The sequence below is a fragment of the Methylobacterium sp. J-118 genome (assembly GCF_057836565.1).
This window is the reverse complement of the sequence record NZ_JBYQFA010000001.1, coordinates 4,062,668-4,084,675: the sequence shown is the minus strand read 5'-3', so window position 1 is coordinate 4,084,675 and position 22,008 is coordinate 4,062,668. Positions and strand designations below refer to the sequence as shown.

At 70.0% G+C, this 22,008-nt stretch carries 18 protein-coding genes; 7 read left to right on the top strand and 11 right to left on the bottom strand.

The features are described from left to right. The first annotated feature begins 297 nt into the window (after positions 1–297). The 4 genes from AC3IF3_RS19805 to AC3IF3_RS19790 all read left to right on the top strand — a co-directional run bounded on the left by AC3IF3_RS19805 (position 298) and on the right by AC3IF3_RS19790 (position 3,306). The gene (locus tag AC3IF3_RS19805; protein ID WP_243967096.1) at positions 298–990 is read left to right on the top strand and encodes a GntR family transcriptional regulator; all 693 of its coding nucleotides are present in this window, start codon (positions 298–300) and stop codon (positions 988–990) included. A gap of 227 nt (positions 991–1,217) precedes the next feature. Beyond that, positions 1,218–1,502 (top strand): hypothetical protein, encoded by a 285-nt coding sequence (locus AC3IF3_RS19800; RefSeq protein ID WP_489217743.1) that lies wholly within the window; start codon positions 1,218–1,220, stop codon positions 1,500–1,502. A gap of 132 nt (positions 1,503–1,634) precedes the next feature. Continuing rightward, positions 1,635–2,684 carry an HD-GYP domain-containing protein gene (locus AC3IF3_RS19795; RefSeq protein ID WP_243967094.1) on the top strand — a complete coding sequence of 350 codons (1,050 nt, stop codon included), beginning with the start codon at positions 1,635–1,637 and terminating at the stop codon, positions 2,682–2,684. Between the two features lie 127 nt (positions 2,685–2,811). Continuing rightward, on the top strand, positions 2,812–3,306 hold the full coding sequence (locus AC3IF3_RS19790) for a CAP domain-containing protein (protein ID WP_243967177.1): 495 nt from the start codon (positions 2,812–2,814) through the stop codon (positions 3,304–3,306). 6 nt (positions 3,307–3,312) lie between these two features. Here AC3IF3_RS19790 and recJ read toward each other — a convergent pair whose 3' ends face one another. The 9 genes from recJ to AC3IF3_RS19745 all read right to left on the bottom strand — a co-directional run bounded on the left by recJ (position 3,313) and on the right by AC3IF3_RS19745 (position 12,997). Then, on the bottom strand, positions 3,313–5,130 hold the full coding sequence (gene recJ / locus AC3IF3_RS19785) for a single-stranded-DNA-specific exonuclease RecJ (protein WP_489229989.1): 1,818 nt from the start codon (positions 5,128–5,130) through the stop codon (positions 3,313–3,315). Positions 5,131–5,268: 138 nt separating this feature from the next. After that, positions 5,269–6,669, bottom strand: a complete 1,401-nt coding sequence (locus tag AC3IF3_RS19780; protein WP_243967091.1) for an NAD(P)(+) transhydrogenase (Re/Si-specific) subunit beta — start codon at positions 6,667–6,669, stop codon at positions 5,269–5,271. A 4-nt stretch (positions 6,670–6,673) separates the two neighbouring features. Further along, positions 6,674–7,129: a proton-translocating transhydrogenase family protein gene (locus AC3IF3_RS19775; protein ID WP_243967089.1), complete on the bottom strand. Its 456-nt coding sequence runs from the start codon at positions 7,127–7,129 to the stop codon at positions 6,674–6,676. Positions 7,130–7,153: 24 nt separating this feature from the next. Next, positions 7,154–8,383 (bottom strand): Re/Si-specific NAD(P)(+) transhydrogenase subunit alpha, encoded by a 1,230-nt coding sequence (locus AC3IF3_RS19770; RefSeq protein WP_489229988.1) that lies wholly within the window; start codon positions 8,381–8,383, stop codon positions 7,154–7,156. 203 nt (positions 8,384–8,586) lie between these two features. Then, the gene (locus AC3IF3_RS19765) at positions 8,587–8,880 is read right to left on the bottom strand and encodes an aa3-type cytochrome c oxidase subunit IV (protein ID WP_243967087.1); all 294 of its coding nucleotides are present in this window, start codon (positions 8,878–8,880) and stop codon (positions 8,587–8,589) included. Between the two features lie 118 nt (positions 8,881–8,998). Beyond that, positions 8,999–10,360: an ABC1 kinase family protein gene (locus AC3IF3_RS19760; protein WP_243967086.1), complete on the bottom strand. Its 1,362-nt coding sequence runs from the start codon at positions 10,358–10,360 to the stop codon at positions 8,999–9,001. A gap of 85 nt (positions 10,361–10,445) precedes the next feature. Continuing rightward, on the bottom strand, positions 10,446–10,841 hold the full coding sequence (locus AC3IF3_RS19755) for a type II toxin-antitoxin system death-on-curing family toxin (protein WP_489229987.1): 396 nt from the start codon (positions 10,839–10,841) through the stop codon (positions 10,446–10,448). Beyond that, entirely contained in the window at positions 10,838–11,098 is a 261-nt protein-coding gene (locus AC3IF3_RS19750) for an AbrB/MazE/SpoVT family DNA-binding domain-containing protein (protein ID WP_489229986.1), read from the bottom strand. The genes AC3IF3_RS19755 and AC3IF3_RS19750 overlap by 4 nt, the downstream gene beginning before the upstream one ends. 27 nt (positions 11,099–11,125) lie before the next feature. Beyond that, on the bottom strand, positions 11,126–12,997 hold the full coding sequence (locus AC3IF3_RS19745) for a M3 family oligoendopeptidase (protein WP_489229985.1): 1,872 nt from the start codon (positions 12,995–12,997) through the stop codon (positions 11,126–11,128). Between the two features lie 247 nt (positions 12,998–13,244). On the opposite strand from AC3IF3_RS19745, the gene AC3IF3_RS19740 reads away from it, so the two are divergent. The 3 genes from AC3IF3_RS19740 (at position 13,245) to AC3IF3_RS19730 (ending at position 18,602) form a co-directional block, all read left to right on the top strand. Then, entirely contained in the window at positions 13,245–14,729 is a 1,485-nt protein-coding gene (locus AC3IF3_RS19740; RefSeq protein ID WP_489229984.1) for a sigma-54-dependent transcriptional regulator, read from the top strand. Positions 14,730–14,974: 245 nt separating this feature from the next. Next, on the top strand, positions 14,975–16,963 hold the full coding sequence (locus AC3IF3_RS19735; RefSeq protein ID WP_489229983.1) for a L,D-transpeptidase family protein: 1,989 nt from the start codon (positions 14,975–14,977) through the stop codon (positions 16,961–16,963). Positions 16,964–17,087: 124 nt separating this feature from the next. Further along, positions 17,088–18,602 (top strand): peptidoglycan L,D-endopeptidase MepK, encoded by a 1,515-nt coding sequence (locus AC3IF3_RS19730; protein ID WP_489229982.1) that lies wholly within the window; start codon positions 17,088–17,090, stop codon positions 18,600–18,602. 92 nt (positions 18,603–18,694) lie between these two features. Here the strand turns inward: AC3IF3_RS19730 and AC3IF3_RS19725 are convergent, their stop codons facing one another. Further along, on the bottom strand, positions 18,695–18,997 hold the full coding sequence (locus tag AC3IF3_RS19725; RefSeq protein WP_489229981.1) for a hypothetical protein: 303 nt from the start codon (positions 18,995–18,997) through the stop codon (positions 18,695–18,697). 147 nt (positions 18,998–19,144) lie between these two features. Beyond that, positions 19,145–21,835 carry a pyruvate, phosphate dikinase gene (gene ppdK / locus AC3IF3_RS19720; RefSeq protein ID WP_489229980.1) on the bottom strand — a complete coding sequence of 897 codons (2,691 nt, stop codon included), beginning with the start codon at positions 21,833–21,835 and terminating at the stop codon, positions 19,145–19,147. Between the last annotated feature and the right edge of the window lie 173 nt (positions 21,836–22,008).

The window sequence follows — 22,008 nt, the reverse complement described above, 5'->3', positions numbered from 1 at the left end:
GGTCGACGGTATGCCAGCAGAATGGTGCTTATATTGCGGGTTCGTGTCAATCGAACTTGCAGAAAAATACATGGTCCCGGCTCGGGATTAAAGAGGCAGTCCGGGACGTGAAGCCAGACATGGCCCGGCGGCGGTGTCTTGCGACGGTGTGCGCTCCGGGCATCACGTCGCCGTCAGAGGTCTGTGGGCGTGGTCCGAGCTCGACTAGGATCCGGATAAGGTTTGCGTTAGTCCACAGAGACGCGCACGACTGAGAATGCGTGCGGTACATCATGCATGTGAGCCGCCGGACCAGGGATGTCGAACTCCGAACCGCTGAGCGTCAAGCCGATCGTTGCCAGTTCAAGTCTCCGGACCTTGGCCTATGAGGCACTCAAGACGGCCATCACCAACATGGACATCTATGGGCGGCCGGACGAGGTGCGGCTCGACGAGCGCAAGCTCTCGCAAGATCTGGGCGTCAGCCGCACACCGGTGCGCGAGGCGCTGACGGTTCTTGAGCAGGAGGGCTTCGTCCGCTCGGAGGCGCGGCGCGGCGTGTTCGTGATCAAGAAGAACAAGCGCGAGATCGTCGGCATGATCCACGCCTGGACGGCGCTGGAGAGCATGGCGGCCCGGCTGGCCTGTACCGGAGCCACGGATGCGCAGTTGCGGTCCCTGCGGGATTCGTTCCCGGAGTTTTACGAAGGCCAACCGTCCGAACACATCGACGAATACTCGGATGCCAACATCCGCTTCCATCAGCGGATCATCGCGCTCGGCCATTGCGAGGCGATCGCCGACCTCACGAGCAATCTCCTGATGCATGTCCGCGGCATCCGCAGCACGGCGCTGCGCCAGGGCGATCGGGCGGAGCGGTCGATCCGCGAGCACGTGGCCATCATCGCCGCGCTCGAAGCCCGGGATGCCGACCTGGCCGAACGGCTCGTGCGCGAGCACGGGCTCGGCCTCGCCCAGCACGTCGACACCTACGGCGATTACCTCGACTGATCGCAGCTGGACTGCCCCCTCGGGGAGCGCCGAGCGCATCCGCATGCCGCCCGGTTATGGAAAGCGGTCGCGCCTGAACGGGACTATGTCGCAGGCGATGCTGCGATCAGTGAGGTTTCGCCGGGGCATCGGCCGACCGCACCGCAGCATCGCGTCAAGACGGGCGCGGTCCGCGACCTCGGCACTCTGTACCCCGCGCCCGTCCGACGACATCGCGAACCGGTGTTTTGAGCCCTGACGGCGCGTCATGCACCGGCGGCATGGTCGGCATTCCGTATCTGGTATACCAGTTTGCGGAGCGGCATGACATCTACCGCATCGCAACATACGGCCTGTCCCGCCGCTTCGGAGTGCCCCCCATGATCGCCAGCTTCGCTCTGATCTTCGTCGCGTTCGCGGCCTGCCAGGCCGTCCTCACCGTCAAGTTCGCGGATTTCGTGAGCCCGGCCGGTGATTCGGATCGCGCCGCCACCACGCCCGCGCGCGCCGTGGGCAGCGCCAGACTCGCCTGACATCGATTGCTCGGATCGCGCTGACTGCTTAGGGTTAACACTTTCCTCGGAACTTCCCGTTAGGGTCAACGCATCGTTGACCAAGCGGGCGGGGGAGCAACCGTGTTGGCCCTCGGCGCGACAGATGGAACATTGAACCAGCCGTTCGTCCTGCTGATCTCCGATCGGCCGACGGAGCGGGCGGCGCTGGAGCGGGCCATCGCGCTGGTGATGGATTGCCGCGCCCTCGCGCCCCAGGCCGCGATCCCGACCGCGCGGCCTCACCTCATCCTCCTCGACGTGCCGCCGGACCGGGCCGCCGCGCTCGAACCGGCCCTCACCTTCCCGCGGCCGCCGGTGCCGCGTCTGGTCCTGGCCCGCGGCGCAGGTCCGATGCCGCCCGCCCCGCATCTGCGTCAGATTCCCGCCGCCGCTCCGCGCCAGATCGTCCTGGCGAACGCCTTCGCCATGATCGAGGAGGCGACGCGATCGGTGGCGACGCGTGAGCGACGATTGCTGGAGCAGGTGACCGGCGCCACCGCGATCGTGACCGAACTGTTCGACAGCGCCGCCCTCGGTGCCGGGCTCCAGCGGGCCGATGTCGAACGGGGGACCGAACTGGTGCTCGCCGCCGTGTCGGAAGCGGGTATCGGCGCCTGGCTCGACGCGGTCTGGCGCCACGATATCGGCGTGTATCAGCACACGCTCGGCGTCGCCGGCCACGCCGCGACCTTCGGATCGCAGATCGGCCTGAGCCGCGGCGATCTCAGTCGGCTCGTTCGCGCCGCCCTGCTGCACGACATCGGCAAGTCGCGGATCCCGGTCGAGATCCTCAACAAGCCGGGGCCGCTTGATCCCGAGGAATTGCGGCTGATGCAGCGCCATCCCGATATCGGCGCCGCCCTGCTGCTGGCGCAGGGGGAGTTCGAGGGCGCGGTGATCGACGTGGTGCGCCACCATCACGAGCGGCTCGACGGCAAGGGATACCCGGACCGCCTCGCAGGCGCGGCCGTCACCGACCTCGTCCGGATCGTCAGCATCTGCGACGTGTTCTCGGCCCTGACCGAGCGCCGCACCTATCGGCAGCCCGCCACCGCCGCGGAGGCCCTGGCCATCATGGTCGAGAGCCATGGCCATCTCGACACCGATCTCCTGCGCGCCTTCGCGCCGGCGATGCTCGGGGGCAACGCCCTGGCGGCCTGACCGCACCGGGCGTGGCGCCGCGGCCACGACCGTGGCCAACGGACCGCGCCCCTCCGAGCCCGCCGCGCTTTCGCCGCAAGGCGGCCGGAGGGAGGCTGGCGATTTCCTCGAACCCGCTGTCCGGACCGTGCCGATCCTCACCCGCACCCTCGCCGCCGCCTTGCTGCTCGCCCTCGCCGGATGCGGCGGCCTGTCCTTCACCCCCGAGCCGAGCGTCGAGAACGCGACGCAGACCACGGTTCTGGACGAGGTCGCGGCTGCGGCCGCGATCTCGGCCTACCGCGTCCAGCACGGCTTGAGCCCGGTGATCGTCGATCCGACCCTGGTCAAGGCGGCGGCCTTCCAGGCGGGTAACAATGCCCGCAACGGGCAGCTCAGCCACGAGATCGGCGGCAGCTTCACGTCGCGCATGGCGTCGGCGGGTCTGGCGAAGTCCTATGCGGCCGAGAACCTCAGCGCCGGCTCCGAGACCCTGGAGCAGGTGCTCGCCCGGTGGAAGGCCAGCCCCGAGCACAACAGGAACATGCTGATCCCGCAGATCCGCCGGATCGGCATCGCCCGGGTGGACGCCCCCGGCACCCGCTACAAGCGGTTCTGGGCGCTGGTGATGGCCGGCGCCTGAGGCCGATCAAGGATCGGCAAACGCCAGATCCACGATCCGCAGCTGCGCCCGTTCGGCACCGCGCCAACGGTCGCACGACAGGGTGCCGGCGACGTGCATCTCGCGCCCGATCCCGTTCAGCAGGGCGAGGCCGAGGGGCCGCTCCGCGGCCCGGAAGCAGATCGCCCCCACGGCCTGCCCATCGCGGCTGCGCAGGCGCGCCCGGACGTGGCTCGACCCGACCAAGGCTGCATCGACGAGCCGGTGCCGTCCGAGGGCGAAGACCGGCTCCGGCGCGCCCTGTCCGAACGGGCCGGCCCGCTGGAGCAGCCGGACGGTCTCGGCCGTGGCGCCGCCGGCGCTGAGTCCGCCGTCGATCAGCAGGGCCTCCGCCGACCGTGCCAGGGCGATGCTGGCCCCGAGGAGCGCGGTGAGATGCGCCTCGAAGCGCGGGATGTCGTCGGCCCGCAGGGTCACGCCCGCCGCCATCGCGTGCCCGCCGCCCTTGCTGGCGATCCGGGCCTCCACGCAGGCGCGCACCGCGAGGCCGAGATCCGCCCCGGGGATCGAACGGCCCGAGCCGGTGGCGCTGCCGTCCGGACGGATCGCGAAGGCGAAGGCCGGCCGGTTGAAACGGTCCTTCAGCCGCGATGCGATCAGGCCGACGATGCCCGGGTGCCATGCCGCGTTCGCCGCGACCAGCACCGCCCGGGCGGGATCGCGGGTCACCGCGTGGTCCATCTCGGCCTCGGCCTCCATCACGGCCTGCGCTTCGATGGCCTGACGCTCGCGGTTCAAGTGATCGAGATCGGCGGCGATGCGGGTGGCCTCGTGCGGATCGGCCGTGGTCAGCAGCCGGGCGCCGAGGGCCGAATCGCCGATGCGACCGCCGGCATTGATGCGCGGCCCGAGCACGAAGCCGAGGTGCCACGCCTCGGGCGGCTCGCTCAGCGAGGCGGCGTCGAGGAGCGCCGCCAGGCCGGTCCGGCCGCGATGGCGCATCACCGTCAGCCCCTGGGTCACGAAGGCCCGGTTGAGGCCGGTGAGCGGCACCACGTCGGCGACGGTGGCGAGGGCCACGAGGTCGAGGGCATCGGTGAGGACCGGCTCGGGGCGGTCCGGGCCGAAGAATCCCTCCTGCCGCAGGGCGCGGCTGAGGGCGACGAGGGTCAGGAACACAACACCGGCCGCGCAGAGATGGCCGAGGCCCGAGAGATCGTCGAGGCGGTTCGGATTCACCACGGCGCGGGCCGGGGGCAGCACCTCGGCGGCGGCGTGGTGATCGAGGACGATCACGTCGAGGCCCGATTTCTCGGCCTCCTCCAGGGGGCCGTGGCCGCTGGTCCCGCAATCGACGCAGACCAGCAGGGTCGCGCCGTCCGCCGCGAGCGCGGTGATCGCCGCGATGTTGGGACCGTAACCCTCGGTGATCCGGTCCGGGATGTGGATCGGCACCTGAAGGCCGAGGCTGCGGAGATAGCCGGCCAGGAGCGCGGCGCTCGCGGCACCGTCGACGTCGTAATCGCCGAACACCGCCACGGTCTCCCGCCGCCGCACGGCGCGCATGAGGCGGCGGACGGCCGCATCCATGTCGAGCAGCGTGTCGGGATCCGGCATCAGGTCGCGCAGGCGCGGGGCGAGGTGACGCGCGGCGTCCTCCGGGGCCACGCCCCGGCCGGCGAGGACGCGGGCGAGCAGCTCGGGCAGCCCGTGGGCCTGCACCATCTTGGCGATGTGGTTCTGGACGGCCGTGCCGCCGCAACGCTCCTGCCAGCGTCGGCCGGTCACGGAGGCGGCGACACCCAGGAAGGGCGGCGGATCGGCGAGGAGCGCGGCGCAGGACACGGGGCCATCCTACACGGGCCGGATCACAGAATCCCGGGCCTGGCCGCAACAGCCGGCTGCGCCGAGTCGACCAATCCCTGAAACGAGACGGGGCGGGCATCGCTGCCCGCCCCGGCCGACCGCGCGCGGGTCGGTGCTTCAGAGCGCCTTGAGGATGTTGTCGACGACCTTCTTGGCGTCGCCGAACAGCATCATCGTGTTGTCGCGGAAGAACACCTCGTTCTCGACGCCCGCGTAGCCGGAGCCCATGCCGCGCTTGATGAACAGCACGGTCTTGGCCTTCTCCACGTCGAGGATCGGCATGCCGTAGATCGGCGAGGCCTTGTCGGTCTTGGCCGCCGGGTTGGTGACGTCGTTGGCGCCGATCACGAAGGCGACGTCCGCCTGCGGGAACTCGCCGTTGATGTCCTCGAGTTCGAACACCTCGTCGTAGGGCACGTTGGCCTCCGCGAGGAGCACGTTCATGTGGCCCGGCATGCGGCCCGCCACCGGGTGGATGGCGTATTTCACGTCGACGCCCTCCTTCTTCAGCATGTCGGCCATCTCGCGGAGCGAATGCTGCGCCTGGGCGACCGCCATGCCGTAGCCCGGGACGATGATGACCCGCTCGGCGTTCTTCATGATGTAGGCGGCATCGTCCGACGAACCCTGCTTCACGGGCCGCGTCTCGACCTGCCCGCCGGCGGCGGACGCCGCGGCATCGCCGCCGAAGCCGCCGAGGATGACCGAGATGAACGACCGGTTCATCGCGTGGCACATGATGTAGGACAGGATCGCGCCCGAGGAGCCCACCAGCGAGCCGGTGATGATCAGCGCGAGATTGCCCAGGGTGAAGCCGATCCCCGCCGCCGCCCAGCCCGAGTAGGAGTTGAGCATCGACACGACCACCGGCATGTCGGCGCCACCGATCGGGATGATGATCAGGCCGCCGAGCACCAGCGCGACGATGACGATCAGCCAGAACAGGGCCTTCGACTCGGTGCCGATGAACAGGGCGATCAGCAGCACGAGGCCGGCGGCCAGCAGCGCGTTGATGAGATGGCGCTGGGGTAGCATGATCGGCTTGCCGGACATTCGCCCGTCGAGCTTGGCGAAGGCGATCACCGAGCCGGTGAAGGTGATGGCGCCGATGGCGACGCCGAGCCCCATCTCGAACAGCGACTGCTTGTGGAAGTGGCCATTCTCGATGATGCCGAAGGCCTGCGGCGCGTAGAGGGCGCCCGCGGCCACGAACACCGCCGCGAGGCCGACCAGCGAGTGGAAGGCCGCCACCAGCTGGGGCATGGCGGTCATCGGCACGCGCTTGGCGATCACGGCGCCGGCGCCGCCGCCGATACCGAGACCCAGCAGAACCAGGATCCAGGCGCCGAACCCGGCCGGCGGATGGCCGACCAGGGTGGTCAGGATCGCCAGCCCCATGCCGATCATGCCGTACAGGTTGCCCTGCCGGGAGGTGGTGGGGTGCGAGAGCCCCCGCAGCGCCATGATGAACAGGACGCCGGCAACGATATACAGAAGGGAGGAGACGTTCTCTGACACCGGCTCAGCCCTTCTTCTTGTACATGCCGAGCATGCGCTGCGTGACCAGGAAGCCGCCGAAGATGTTCACGCTGGCCAGCACGATGCCGATGAAGCCGAAGAACCGGGCGAAGCCGGTGCCCTTCTCGATCAGCGGGACGCCGACCGCGAGGATCGCACCGACGATGATCACCGAGGAGATCGCGTTGGTGACCGACATCAGCGGGGTGTGGAGGGCCGGGGTCACCGACCAGACCACGTAGTAGCCGACGAAGATGGCCAGCACGAAGATAGCCAGACGGAACACCGTGGGATCGACGGCACCGCCGGTGGCGGCACTGAGGCCGTGGCCCATGCCGTCGGCGATGGCCTGGGCCTGATCGGCGGCGTTGCGCGCCACGTCGGCGGCGGCGCGGGCGGCGTCGGCCAGCACGCGGGCCTGATCGGTCGCCTGATCGGGAGGGATGATGACGGTTGCCATTCTGCTACTCCTCTCGACGGGGGATCACTGCGCGCCCGCCGGGGCGGCCGTGCCGGACGCCTTGTTGGCCTCCGACTTGGACAAGCCCACGGACGCGGCTTCCGACGCGGCGCCGTCGCTCTTGGACTGGAAGGATGTGTGGGTGACCGAGCCATCCCGGGTCAGGTTCGTGGCCTTGACCAGCTCGTCGTCCCACTTGATGGCCAGCGCCTTCGACTCCTTGTCGATCAGGGTCTCGACGAAGGCGTAGAGGTTGCGCGCGTAGAGGCTGGACGCGGTGGCGGCGAGCCGGCCCGCCACGTTGACGTGGCCGACGATCTTCACGCCGCGCTCGTTGGTGACGACTTCGCCCGCCTTGGCGCCGGCGACGTTGCCGCCGCGCTCGACTGCGAGGTCGACCAGGACAGAGCCCGGCTTCATGGACGCCACCATCTCCTCGGAGACGAGCTTCGGCGCCGGGCGGCCGGGGATCAGCGCCGTGGTGATGACGATGTCCTGCTTGGCGATGTGACCCTTCACCAGCTCGGCCTGCTTGGCCAGGTAGCCGGCCGACATCTCCTTGGCGTAGCCGCCCTTGGTCTCGGCCTGCTTGAACTCGTCGTCCTCCACCGCGACGAACTTCGCGCCGAGGGACTCCACCTGCTCCTTGGTGGCCGGGCGCACGTCGGTGGCGGTCACGATGGCGCCGAGGCGGCGCGCGGTGGCGATGGCCTGGAGACCCGCGACGCCCACGCCCATCACGAAGACGCGGGCCGCCGGGACCGTCCCGGCGGCGGTCATCATCATCGGCATGGCGCGACCGTACTCGGCGGCACCGTCCACGACCGCGCGGTAGCCGGCGAGGTTCGCCTGCGAGGACAGCACGTCCATGACCTGCGCCCGGGTGATGCGGGGCATCAACTCCATGGCGAAGCCGGCCACGCCGGCATCGGCCATCGCCTTGAGGGCGTCCTCGTTGCCGTAGGGGTCCATGATCGCCACCACGGTGGCGCCGTGCTTGAACAGCGGCAGCTCTTCGGCGCTCGGGCGCCGGACCTTGAGGACGAGATCGGCGTCGCGCGCGGCGTCTGCGGCGCTGCCGGCCACCTCGGCGCCGGCCGCCTCGTACTCACCATCGAGAAAACCGGCTTTCATGCCGGCGCCGGACTGCACCACCACGTCGGCACCGAGGGCCTTGAACTTCTTGACGGTCTCCGGAACCGCGGCCACGCGCGGTTCCGCGGAGTCCGTCTCGGACAGCACAGCGATGCGCATGCGAGGTTTCCCCTGGATAAGCTCGGCCCTTCGAATGCGCGAACCGACGCGGCTTTTCGAGACTGGGACCGGCGATGAAATAATGAAACCGCGTTGAATGTAACTTGTGGCCAATCGAATCGAGAGCCACGCGTCAGCGCCCCGGGCCGATCACCGGGCGTGCAGCCCGTCGGCGGGAGGCGGCCGGGGCCGCCCCGGCGGATTCAGGCGAAGAACAGGTACAGCAGGAGCAGGATGGCGACGACGAGCGGGCCGCGCCAGCCGACGGCGGGTGCCAGGGCCCCAACGGCGCCGGCCGCGCCCGCGAGGATCACCCCGAGGATCGCCAGCAGCCACGCCTCACGGATCCCGCCGATGGCGAGGGCCAGGACCCAGCAGATCACGACGCCGGTGGCGATCTCGACGAAGCGGACGAAGCCGCGATAGGTCTGCTCGTGGGTCTTCGCGTCCATCGCCGGGCTGTAGGTGTGCCCGGCCACCGTCTCACTCTCGGCCATCGTGCGCTCGTGTCCCTAGACGCGACTTCTTGCGGTCACGGTGGGATGTAGCTCAAGCGTTTATCTGCCGCAATCGGACGCCCGCAATTGATCACGCCCCAATCGGGTGCCGAGCCGTTCAAGCGGGCGTGGCCAACCCCGCCGCGGTGAGGGCGCGGCCCTGGCGCTTCGCCAGTTCGTCCAGGGAGAAATGCTCGATCTCCGCCTCGAACAGCCGATGGTAGTTCAGCTCCGAGCGCAGGTGGAGGAACACGGCGCCAAGCCCCACCGCCGCGCGATCCATGAACACGAATTCCTGAGGCACCGTCACCGGCCCCCGTTCCTTGAGGGCCTGATGCACCTGGAAGGCCTGGTGGCGGCCGTAATCCCCCGGCTTCACCCCGTCTGCGACGGTGCGGGTCCGATCCTCCAGGAGCGGGCCGTAGATGAACCGCGCCCAGATGTTCAGGATGTCGATCTTCTCCTTGTCGAGGGCCTTGAAGCCCCAGACCTCGTAGGCATGGACGATGCGGGCCGAATCGCCCTCGAGGAGGCCGCGGTAGAGGTCCACGACTCCGCCGACGAAGCGGGGATGGAAGATCCGCACGCAGCCGTAATCGAGCAGGTTGATGCCGGCCGCCTCCCCGCCCTCGGAGAAGACCGTGTAATTGCCGAGATGCGGATCGCCGTGGATCACGGCGGCCCGGCTGAACGGATGCCACCACGCCTTGAACATCGCCTGCGCGATGCGGTTGCGGATCTCGACCGGCTCCTCGGCGAAGCCCAGGATCTTGTCGCCGTCGAGCCAGCCGAGGGTCAGCAGGCGCTTGGTGGACAGGTCCGGAAAGACGCTGGGGACGCGCACCGCCGCGATGTCCTTGAGCACGGCGCCGTAGAGGGTGGCGTGCTTGGCCTCCCGCTCGTAATCGAGCTCCTCGCGTACCCGGGCCCCGATCTCCTTGGCGATCTCGCGCGTATCGAGCCAGGAATTCATCCGGCGGTGGAGGGCGAACGCCACCTCCAGCTGCTTGAGGTCGGCCTCGACGGCCGATTGCATGTCCGGATATTGGAGCTTGCAGGCGAGCCGTGTTCCGTCCTGTCCGGTGGCGCGATGGACCTGACCGAGGGAGGCCGCGGCGGCGGGCTTCAGGTCGAAGCTGCCGAACCGCTGCTGCCATCCGGCGCCCAGCTCGGACTGCATCCGGCGCTTCACGAAGGCCGCGCCCATGGGCGGCGCGTCGGCCTGGAGCTTCTGGAGTTCGGCGGCGTATTCGGGGGGCAGCAGGTCCGGGACGGTGGCCAGGAGCTGGGCCACCTTCATGATCGGGCCCTTCAGCCCGCCGAGCGCCTGGGCGAGCGCCGCGGCGTTGGTGGTGCCCTCCTTGCCGAACAGCCGCGACATGGCCATCCGCGCGGCGACACCGCCGACATTGGCGCCGACGCTGGCGTAACGCCCGGCGCGGGCGGAGAAGCGGTTGGCTTCGCGATCGGTCTCGGCCATTGTCCAGGATCTTCCTCGGTGCAGGCGAGGACATAAGTCGTTCCGCACCGCGCACCAGACCGCAGGGGCGCTGCGCCGCGGCGGCTCAGGGCGCCGGCCCGTTGTCGCGGATCCAGCGGGGGAGGCCGGAATCGTCGATCGCGCCGGCGGCGAGGCCGCGTATCGTCACCGCGGCCTCGGCCTCGTCGGCGACGACGTCGACGTCGTCGAGGCCCGGGACCGTGATGAGCCCCGGCAGGGCAGCCCCCTGTTGTGGTCGACGAACGGATTTCTGGGCAATGCCGGACGCGTAAGCCGCGGCGCGTTCGATATCGGCGCCAACCTCGACATGGGCAACGCGGTTGATCGGCCGTCCCAGCGCCGATTCGAGCGCCCCCTCGTCACGTATGCCAGTGGGCCCGCCGAACTGCTTCCGGTGCAGCCCGTGGAACGCCTTGCCGAGTTCGCCCGTGAGCCAGACGATCTCGCGATCGGTGGTCATTTCGCGAGTTCTGCCAGGGCGTTCCGATAGGTTTTCGTGGCCTTCTCCGCGACCTTCATGCCTTTCTCGACGGCAGGGCCGTGGGGAGACGGCCTGACGGTGCCGTCGGCGTTCTCGGTGACGCAGAGACAATCGTCCTGCGCCGGATTCAGGCGGCTGACGAAATCCTTCGGCAGGATCAGGCCGGTCGAGTTCCCGACGCGCCCGACCTCGAGCGTCAGGGTGATCTCCGCGGCGTCATACGGCGCGCATGACACCGCGGAGCCTGGGCAGGAGGCGGCTGGCTAGGCGTAGCCCTCCATCCCCTCCAGCTCGACGATCATCCCTTCGATCATCCCGAGGCCGATCTGCCAGAAGCCTGGATCCTTGGCGTCGAGGCCGAAGGGGGCGAGCAATTCGCCGTAGGGCTTCGAGCCGCCGGCCGCGAGCAGGGCGAAATAGCGCTCCACGAAGCCCTCCTCGGCCTGGGCGTAGACCCCGTAGAGGGAGTTCACGAGGCAATCGCCGAACGCGTAGGCGTAGACGTAGAACGGCGAGTGGATGAAGTGCGGGATGTAGGCCCAGAACGGCTCGTAACCGGAATCCAGCGCGATGGCCGGTCCGAGTGATTCCGCCTGGACCGAGAGCCACAGGGCGTTGATCTGATCCATGGTCAGCTCGCCCTTGGCGCGGGCCAGATGCACCTTCCGCTCGAACGAGTAGAACGCGATCTGGCGCACCACGGTGTTGATCATGTCCTCGACCTTGGCGGCGAGCATGGCCCGGCGCTGGGTCGGATCGGTGGTCGCCGCCAGCAGCTTGCGGAAGGTCAGCATCTCGCCGAACACGCTGGCGGTCTCGGCGAGCGTCAGCGGTGTCGGCGCCATCAGGGCGCCGTTGGGCCCGGCCAGCACCTGATGGACGCCGTGGCCGAGCTCGTGGGCGAGGGTCATCACGTCCCGGGGCTTACCCTGGTAGTTGACCAGCACGTAGGGGTGGACGGAGGGCACCGTCGGGTGCGCGAAGGCGCCGGGCGCCTTGCCGGGGCGGGTCGGCGCGTCGATCCAGCGCTCGTCGAAGAAGCGCCGGGCGATCCCCGCCATCTTCGGCGAGAAGGCGTCGTAGGCGGAGAGCACCGTGTCGCGGGCCTCCGTCCAGGGGATCGTGCGCTGCTCGACCTTCGGCAACGGCGCGTTGCGGTCCCAGTAGGGCAGGGTCTCCTGCCCGAACCACTTGGCCTTCAACTTGTAATAGCGGTGCGACAGGCGCGGATAGGCCGCCCGCACGGCGTCCACCAGCGCCTCGACCACTTCCGGCTCGACCCGGTTGGCGAGATGGCGCGCCTCGGCCACGTCCTTGAAGCCGCGCCAGCGGTCGGAGATCTCCTTGTCCTTCGCCAGGGTGTTGGTGATCAGCGTGAACACCCGCAGGTTCCCGCGCAGCACCGTGCTGATCGTCTCGGCGGCCTCCTTGCGGACGGCACCGTCCGGATCCTGAAGTTTGTTGAGGGTCGGCTCCAGCGGCATCTCCTCGCCCTGGACCGTGAAGCGCAGGGCGGCGATCGTCTCGTTGAACAGCCGGTCCCAGGCGGCGTTCGACGTGACCGACTTCTCGAGGAACAGCTTCTCGGTCCGGTCGTCGAGCTGGTGCGGCTTCTCCCGGCGGAGATCCTCGATCCACGGCGCGTATTGGGCGAGCGGTCCCTCGGCCATCGCGGCGTTCATCACCGCGTCCTCGACCCGGTTCAGTTCGAGGGCGAAGAACAGCAGGTCGGCCGAGGCGTTGGTCAGGCGCTCGCGGGTGTCGCCGTAGAACTTGGCCCGGGCCTCGTCGGTGGTGTCGCCGGAATAGACCAGCCCGGCGAAGGACATCAGCTTGCCGAGCAGGTCCTCGATCCGCTCGTAGGCGCGCACCGCCTCGGCGAGGCGCCCGGATGCGTCCGGCCCGGCGGCCATCTCCGCGATGCTTCCGGCATAGCTCTCCGAGAAGCGGCGGCACTCCTCCTCGGCGCGGGTCATGTCGGCGGAGAATTCCGGCGCGTCGAGGCCGGAATAGAGGTCGGACAGGTCCCATTCCGGGAGATGGCCGAGGTCGGCGGCCTTCGCGGCGGCGCGGGCAGCGCTCACACCCTCGGGCAGACGGACGTTCACCGGCGCGGCGGTGTGGCTCGGCATCATAGCGTGCGTTCCTTCCAACGGGCGTGGCTCCCTACCCTGATATCGAGTGGGCCGCCACGCGTTCAACGCGGCGGGTTGGCGGGGCCCTCCGCCGAGCCCCGGGGGAACCGGGCAAACGTCGTTAAGCGCCACTTTACGTCTCTCGGTCACCCTGCGGATCGAAACGGAACACGCGCCGAATCGGAATCTGCGCCCGGGATCGATCCCGGGCCGCCGGCCCGAGCCTCGCGCCGGTCAGGGAGCCGCCATGCCCACCACCGTGCTCATCGTGGACGACGATCCGGTCCAGCGGCGCCTCGCCGAGGCGGCGGTGCGCCGGTTCGGCTTCGAGGCCCGGGTCGCCGAGACCGGGGCTGACGCGCTCGCCCTGCTCAAGACCGAGGGCGCGGACGTGGTCCTGCTCGATCTCGTGATGCCGGGGCTCGACGGGCTCGGCGTGCTGGCCGAGATGCGCAAGGGTGGCCTCGCAACACCGGTCATCGTGCAGACCTCCAACGGCTCCATCGACGCCGTGGTCACCGCCATGCGGGCCGGCGCGGTCGATTTCGTGGTCAAGCCCGCGGGCGCGGAGCGGCTGCAGGTCTCGATCAAGAACGCCCTGCGGGTCGACACCCTGGAGGAGGAGGTGCGCCGCATGCGCCGCCGCGCCTCCGGGGCGCTGACCTTCAAGGACCTCACCTCGAAGAGCCCCGACATGGAGCGGGTCATCCGCCTCGCCGAGCGCGCGGCGAAGTCGAACATCCCGGTGCTGATCGAGGGCGAATCCGGCGTCGGCAAGGAGGTCCTAGCCCGGGCGATCCAGGGCTCGGGGGACCGGCGCGGCAAAGCGTTCGTCACGGTCAATTGCGGCGCGATCCCGGAAAACCTCGTGGAATCGACCCTGTTCGGCCACGAGAAGGGGGCGTTCACGGGCGCCACCGAGAAGCATGCCGGCAAGTTCGTGGAGGCCTCGGGGGGGACCCTGTTCCTGGACGAGATCGGGGAACTGCCCCTCGACGCCCAGGTGAAGCTGCTCCGCGCGCTCCAGGAGGGCGAGGTCGATCCGGTCGGCGGCAAGCGCGCGGTGCGGGTCGACATCCGCCTCGTCTCGGCGACCAACCGCTCGCTCCTCGACCTCGTGAAGCAGGGCCGCTTCCGCGAGGACCTGTATTACCGGCTCAACGTGTTCCCCATGACGCTGCCGCCGCTGCGCGCGCGCCGGGAGGACATCCCCGATCTGGTCCGCTCGTTCTGCGCCCGATTCTCCGCCGAGGAGGGCAAGCGCGTCCGGGCGATCACCCCGGAGGCGATGGCGCTGCTGACCCGCTATCCCTGGCCCGGCAACGTCCGCCAGCTGGAGAATGCCCTGTTCCGCGCCGTGGTGCTCGCCGACGGCGACGAACTCACGGTCGCCGAATTCCCGCAGATCGCCGCGCAGGTCGAGGGCTTCGATGTCCGGATCCCGGCGGCGCCCAGCCAGCCGTCGACGCCGTCCTACGCCCCCGAGCCTGTGCGCGAGATCGTCCGCGTCGAGGTGCGCGACCCCCACGCCATGTCGCTCGTCGCCGAGGAGACCGGCGAGATGAAGCCCATGGATGTGCTGGAGGCCGAGATCATCCGCTACGCCCTGCAATTCTATCGGCAGCGCATGTCGGAGGTGTCGCGCCGCCTCGGGATCGGCCGATCCACCCTGTACCGCAAGCTGAAGGACCTCGGCCTCGAGGGCGACGACAAGGCCGAGGACGCGGCCTGACCGGCGTTCAGGTGTGCTAGCGCACCGGGCGGGCGACGGAGCTGCCCGCCCAGTCTTCATGCCAAGCTCTTACACGAAAACACTCGATCTTCGTGACATCCAGAAATTCTGCAGCATTGATAGCAAGTCGGCATCGGTATAGCGCGGCTTCGACTACTCAAGACTGCGGTTGCCCAACGCCACGCTTGGGCGGATAATCACAATCCAAGCGTGCGGCCCTGCTGCCGCTTTCCCGGGAGATCACGATGCGCGTCCCGCGCTCCAGCCTGATGGCGCTGGCCGCCCTGATGACCGGAACGCTGGCCTCGGCCGGCGCCTTCGCCGCCGAGATGGCCGCGCTCGACAAGGCACCGGTCGATACCCCGGCCTCGGCGCAGTCGCCATCGCCGGAACCGGGCCCCGCCCCGGCCGCGCTGCCGGATTACAAGCCCGAGGCACCGGCCGCCGAACCGGCCCCGGCCCCGGCGGCTGCCGCACCCGTCGCCCCGACCGATCCCCTCGGCGCCGCGGTGTTCGCCCGGCTCGCCGATCCGGCCCCGCTCCTGCTGCGCCTGACCACCCGGGACCGCGACGCGATCCGTTCGCTCTACGAGGCCCGCGTCGACAAGCCCCTCTGGATCGCCGACGGCGGCTGGAGCGAGACCGCGAAGGCGGTCTCGGCGCGGCTGGCGGCGGCCGGGGAGGACGGACTCGACGCCCGCGCCTACACGATCCCGAACCTCCCCGAGAAGCCGGACGCGAAGGCGGTGGCCGACGCCGACCTTCGCCTCTCGGCTGCGGCGGTTCTCTATGCCCGGGATGCGCGGGGCGGCCGGGTCAACCTCGCCTCGATCTCGCGTCTGATCACCCCGACCCTGGACCTTCCGGCCGGCAACGACGTCCTGGCCAAGCTCGCCGACGCCGGTGCCAAGGCCGGAGAGACCCTGCAGGCCTACAACCCGGCGACGCCCGGCTATCGCGCCCTGAAAAGCCGGCTCGCGTCGCTGCGTGGGCCGGCCCCGGCGGCGGCGAAGCCGTTGCGGCTGCCGGCCGGACCCGCCCTGCGGATCGGCATGCGCGATGCCCGCGTCCCGCTGCTGCGGGCGCATTTCGATCTGGAGAACCGCCCGGCCGGGACGCTCGATCAGGGACCCGGTGAGCCGGACACTTACGACGCCACGGTGGCCGATGCAGTCAGCCGCTTCCAGCGCAGCCACGGGCTGCCCGCCAGCGGCGTCCTGAACGTCCAGACCGTCCTGGCGCTGGCCGATCCCGGACGCGCCAACCGACCGACCGGCGGCGAGGCCGAGCTGATCGTCAACATGGAGCGGTGGCGCTGGCTGCCCGGCGACCTGGGTCCGGACTACATCCTCGTCAACGTCCCGGAATATCGCCTTCGGGCCTATCGCGGCGGGGTTCTGCGGGACGAGGCGCGGGTGATCGTCGGCAAGCCGGACTCGCGCACGCCGCTCTTCTCCGGGCTGATGGAATACGCCGTCGTCAACCCGTCGTGGTACGTGCCGCCCTCCATCCTGAAGACCATGGCGCCGAAGCTCGCCGGATACGGCGGCAAGACCTGGGGCGGCTACGAGGTCGTGCGGCACGGCGGCCACATCGCGCTGCGCCAGCCGCCGGGGGAGCGCAACGCCCTCGGCTTCATCAAGTTCATGTTCCCGAATCAGCACGCGGTCTATCTGCACGACACGCCGAACCGCTCGCTGTTCTCGGCCGCGAAGCGCGACTTCAGCCACGGCTGCGTGCGCGTCGATGATCCCTTCCGTCTCGCCGACACCGTCCTGCCGAACTGGTCCGCGGAGCGCCTCAAGAAGCTGATCGGCAAGGGGGAGCGCACGATCCGGTTGCCGGAGAAGCTGCCGGTCCACCTCGCCTATTTCACCGCCTACGTGGACGACGGCGGGAGCTACCGCACCCTGCCCGACCTCTACGGCTACGACGCGCCGATGCGCGCGGCCCTGGGCCTGCCGGGCGGCGGCGGTCCGGCCCTCGCCCGGCTGCCGGACGAGCCCTCCCGAAAGAAAGCCGACAGCGTGCCGACGCCGCCCCAGGCCCGCACCGCCCAGCGCCACCCGACTCATCGCCGCGTCGCCGACGATTGGCCGGACGATCGCTACGAGGAGGTCGAGCCGACGCGCCATCTGCGCCGGGCCGCGCGCGCCGGTGGCGCGCCGGAATACGGCGAGCCCGGCCTATGGACCCCGGCGCCGCAGCAGGCCGCGCCCCGGAGCTGGTGGTAGGCTTCGCCGCCACCCGCAACTTTCACGTGCGGGACCACACATCCGGGCACGATTTCGCCACGGTCCAACCTTAACCGTTGCCGCCGATAGCCGCGCGCGATCCGCGCCGGCCGGACGGGAGTGGATGAGGACCATCGTGCCGAGCCTTCTCCACGCCCTTCGACGGGTCACCCTCGCCCTGTCCGGCATCGCGTTCGGCCTCGCCGCCGGGACCGCGGAGACCGAGAATGCGGTCGCCAACGGCGACACCCGCACGCTCACGATCTACCACACGCATACCCAGGAGAGCGCGACCATCACGTTCAAGCGTGACGGGCGCTACGACCGCGCGGCCCTCGATCAGCTGAACTGGCTCCTGCGCGACTGGCGCATCAACGAGCCCACCAAGATGGATCCGCGCCTGTTCGATACGGTCTGGGAGGCCTATCGGCAGGTCGGCGCGGGCCAGCCGATCCACATCGTCTCGGCCTATCGCTCCCCCGGCACCAACGCGATGCTGCGCCGGCGCTCCAAGATGGTGGCGGAGTACAGCCAGCACATGCTCGGCAAGGCGATGGACTTCTTCCTGCCGGACGTGCCGATCGACCGGATCCGCGAGGTCGGGCTGCGGATGCAGCGCGGCGGCGTCGGCTGGTATCCGCATGCCGGCACGCCCTTCATCCATCTCGACGTCGGCTCGGTGCGGATGTGGCCGCGCATGACCCACGACCAGCTCGCCCGCCTGTTCCCGGACGGCAAGACCGTGCTGCTGCCGAGCGACAACCGGCCGTTCCCCCGCTACGAGGAGGCCAAGGCCGAGATCCTCGCCCGGGGCGGCACCGTGGCCGGCATCACCACCCAGATGGCCGACGGCGAGGAGGAGGACGGGCCCAGCCTGTTCGGCTTCCTGGCGAGCCTGTTCGGGGGCGGCCGATCCGAACCCGCACCCCCGCCCGCACCGCCGCCGGTGGCCGTGGCGGCGAAGACCCGCCGCGCCCCCGTCATCGCCGTGGCGAGCGCCGATCCGCAGGATCCGGTGGGGACGCGCGCCGCCCTCGCCTACGCGGCCCCCGCCGCCGACGACGCCCTGCGAGGCTCGCTGGTCCAGCGCGAGTTGGCGAAGGCGTCGGGCGGGCGGGACGCGGACGCGAAGTCCCTGCTGACCGCGGACCGCCCGGCTCCGGCGATCGACGACGCCGTGGCCGTGGTGGCGCCGCTGCCGCCGCGCCGGCCCTCCGACCTCGCCGCCGTCGCGGCGGCCCTCACCATGCCGCTGCCGCCGCCACGCCCCGTACAGTTCGCCGCCCTGGATGGCGGCATGGCCAACTTTGCGGCGCCGGGCGAACTCCGCGCCCTGGCGCGGGCAACCCCGCCCGAGCCGGTCCACCCCCGCACCCTGGTTGCCCCGAATGCCGACGCGAAGGCGCAGCTGCGCGCGCTGTTCGAGGCGGCCTCGTCCGGGCCCGTGACGGCGCCCGCGAGCCGCAGCGCACCGGTCCGGATCGCCGCCACCCGTGTCCGTGACGCCGCCCCCGACGCCGTCGTGGCCGCGGCCCCCGAGCGCCTGGCGACGCGGTTCAGCACCCGCAGTCCCGGGGACGATCTCACCGCGGCGCGGTTCACCGGCTCGGCGGCGCGGGCATCGTCCGGCGGACGCTGAGTTGGCGGCTCGGCGGGACGGCGCTGCCGATCCGTCAGGCTCTGGCTGCCCGGGACGTTTGCGTTGAACTCTGGCTGGTCCCGCTCAGCGCCTCAGCGCAGGGGCTTCGCAAGATCGACCGCCACGGCGGCGACGAGCGTCGCGACGTAGCCGTCATCCGGCATGGCGGCGATACGCTCCGCCTCCCCACCGCTGTTCGCGGCAACCGATGTCGCCAGCAGGAGCGCGGTGATCAACCCGCCCCCGGCGGCCGTCAGGGCCAGGTAGGCGCGCCGCGCTGCCCGCGGCGTTACCGTCCCGGTCTCGCTGAGGCACAGCGGTGTGGAATCGAGCTGCATCATGGCCGGTGATTCTGACGGGTTATGCTGGACCCGCCGCGGATCGATCAGACGCACGCACGATCCGTCGGCTCAACAGTGCAACGTGCCGTACCCGGCCGGGTTCGCGACGTTGGACGGATTTTTCAACTGGTATTGGTCCGCGTGGTTGACGAACCCGCGGGAGGGCACCGGCCGGCCCCCTCCCCGTCCTGTCGCAGCCGCTCAGCCTTCCTTGCCGGACACCTTCCCGAGCGCCGCCTGGGCCGCCGCGAGGCGGGCGATCGGCACCCGGTAGGGCGAGCAGGACACGTAATCGAGCCCGACCTCCTGGCAGAAGCCGACCGAGGCCGGGTCGCCACCGTGCTCGCCGCAGATGCCGAGCTTGATGTTCGGACGCGTCTTGCGGCCGCGCTCGACGCCGATGCGCACCAGCTCGCCGACACCCTCCTGATCGATGGTGATGAACGGGTCGGCCGGAAGGATGCCCTTCTGGGTGTAGGGGCCCAGGAAGGTCGCGGCGTCGTCGCGGGAGATGCCCAACGCCGTCTGGGTCAGGTCGTTGGTACCGAACGAGAAGAATTCGGCGGTCTCGGCGATCTGGCCGGCCATCAGCGCCGCCCGGGGCAGCTCGATCATGGTGCCGACCTGATAATCGAGGGTGGCGCCCTTCTCCGAAGCCACGGCCTTGGCCATGGCGTCGACGTGCCCTTTGACGATGTCGAACTCGGCGCGGGTGAAGACCAGCGGTACCATCACCTCGGGGGTGACCGGCGCGCCGGTATCGGCGGCGGCCTGCACGGCCGCCTCGAAGATCGCCCGGGCCTGCATCTCGGCGATCTCCGGGAAGGCGATCGCCAGGCGGCAGCCGCGGAAGCCGAGCATCGGGTTGTGCTCGGACAATTCCCGCATCCGGTGCCGGATCTTCTCCTCGGACACGCCGGTGGCCTTCACGACCTCAGCGACCTCGGCGTCGGTATGCGGCAGGAACTCGTGGAGCGGCGGGTCGAGCAACCGGATCGTCACCGGCAGGCCGGACATGATCGTGAACAGCTCCAGGAAGTCCTGGCGCTGGTAGGGCAGGATCTTGGCCAGAGCCGCCCGGCGGCCCTCGGCGTCGTCCGCCAGGATCATCTCGCGGACCGCGATGATGCGGTCACCTTCGAAGAACATGTGCTCGGTGCGGCACAGGCCGATGCCCTCGGCGCCGAAGTTGCGCGCGGTGCGGGCGTCGGTGGGCGTATCGGCGTTCGCCCGGACCTTCATGCCGCGGAAATCGTCGGCCCATTCCATCAGCGTTGCGAAGTCGCCGGAGAGCTCGGGCTCCAGCATCTTCACCGCGCCCTGGATCACCTGGCCGGTCGATCCGTCGATGGTGATCCGGTCGCCGGCCTTGAGCGTGACGCCGCCGACCGTGAGGGTCTGCGCCTTGTAGTCGATCCGGATCGAGCCGACGCCGGACACGCAGGGCTTGCCCATGCCGCGGGCGACCACGGCCGCGTGGCTGGTCATGCCGCCGCGGGTGGTCAGGATGCCCTCGGCGGCGTGCATGCCGTGGATGTCCTCGGGCGAGGTCTCGATCCGCACCAGGATGCACTTGCGCTCGGCCTTGCGGTGCGCCTCCGCGTCCTCGGAATTGAACACGATCTCGCCGGTGGCCGCGCCGGGCGAGGCCGGCAGGCCCGACGCGACGACCTTCCGCTCGGCCTTGGGGTCGATGGTCGGATGCAGGAGCTGGTCGAGGGCGCCCGGCTCGACCCGGCCGATCGCCTCCTCCCGGGTGATCAGCCCCTCCCCCGCCAGGTCCACGGCGATGCGCAGGGCGGCCTTGGCCGTGCGCTTGCCGTTCCGGGTCTGGAGCATCCAGAGCTTCCCCTTCTCGATGGTGAACTCCATGTCCTGCATGTCGCGGTAATGGCTCTCCAGGATCCCGTAGATCCGGGTCAGCTCCGCGAAGCTCTCGGGCATGGCCTTCTCCATGGAAGGCTTGTCGCTCTCGGCCTCGATGCGGGCCTTCTCGGTGATGTTCTGCGGGGTCCGGATGCCCGCCACCACGTCCTCACCCTGGGCGTTGATCAGGAACTCGCCGTAGAGCGCCTTCTCGCCGGTGGAGGGGTTGCGGGTGAAGGCGACGCCGGTCGCCGAGGTGTCCCCCATGTTGCCGAACACCATGGCCTGCACGTTCACCGCCGTGCCCCAGCTCTCCGGGATGCTGTTCAACTCCCGGTACTTCTTGGCCCGCGGGATCATCCAGGAATCAAAGACCGCACTGATCGCGCCCCAGAGCTGGTCCTCCGCGCCCTGCGGAAAGTCAGAGCCGTGCTCGTCGCGGACGATCTTCTTGTAGGTCTGGATCAGGGTCTTCCAGTCCTCGGCGCCGAGTTCCGTGTCGAGGTCGAAGCCCTTGCCCTCCTTGTAGTGCTCGAGCGCCTCCTCGAAGGCGTGGTGCTCCACGCCGAGCACGACGTTCGAGTACATCGTGATGAAGCGGCGGTAGGAATCGTAGGCGAAGCGCTCGTCCTCGGCCTCCTTGGCGAGCGCCAGGACGGTCTGATCGTTCAGGCCGAGGTTGAGCACCGTGTCCATCATGCCGGGCATCGAGGCCCGGGCGCCCGAGCGGACCGAGACCAGCAGCGGGTTCGTGGCGTCGCCGAACCGGCGGCCCGTGAGCGTGCCGATCTGGCCGAGCGCCTCCGTGACCTGAGCCTTCAGCTCCGGCGGATAGGACTTGCCGTTGTCGTAGTAGGCGGTACAGACCTCGGTGGTGATCGTGAAGCCGGGGGGAACCGGCAGGCCGAGGTTGGACATCTCGGCGAGGTTGGCGCCCTTGCCGCCGAGCAGGTCGCGCATCTGCGACTTGCCCTCCGCCTTGCCGTCGCCGAAGGCATAGACCCACTTCGCGCTGCCGGTCGCCATGTCGATCCCGTCCGTCTCTGATGCCCGGCGCGCGCCGAGCCGATGGGCGGGGTTGGACCATCACGCACCGCAACGCAAGATGAACACCCGGCGGCGTTGTGCGCACGCGGCTGACGGCGATGGCGGTCTGTCAGACCGGCGCCGTTCCCGACCCGATCCCGCGGTGGCTCCGG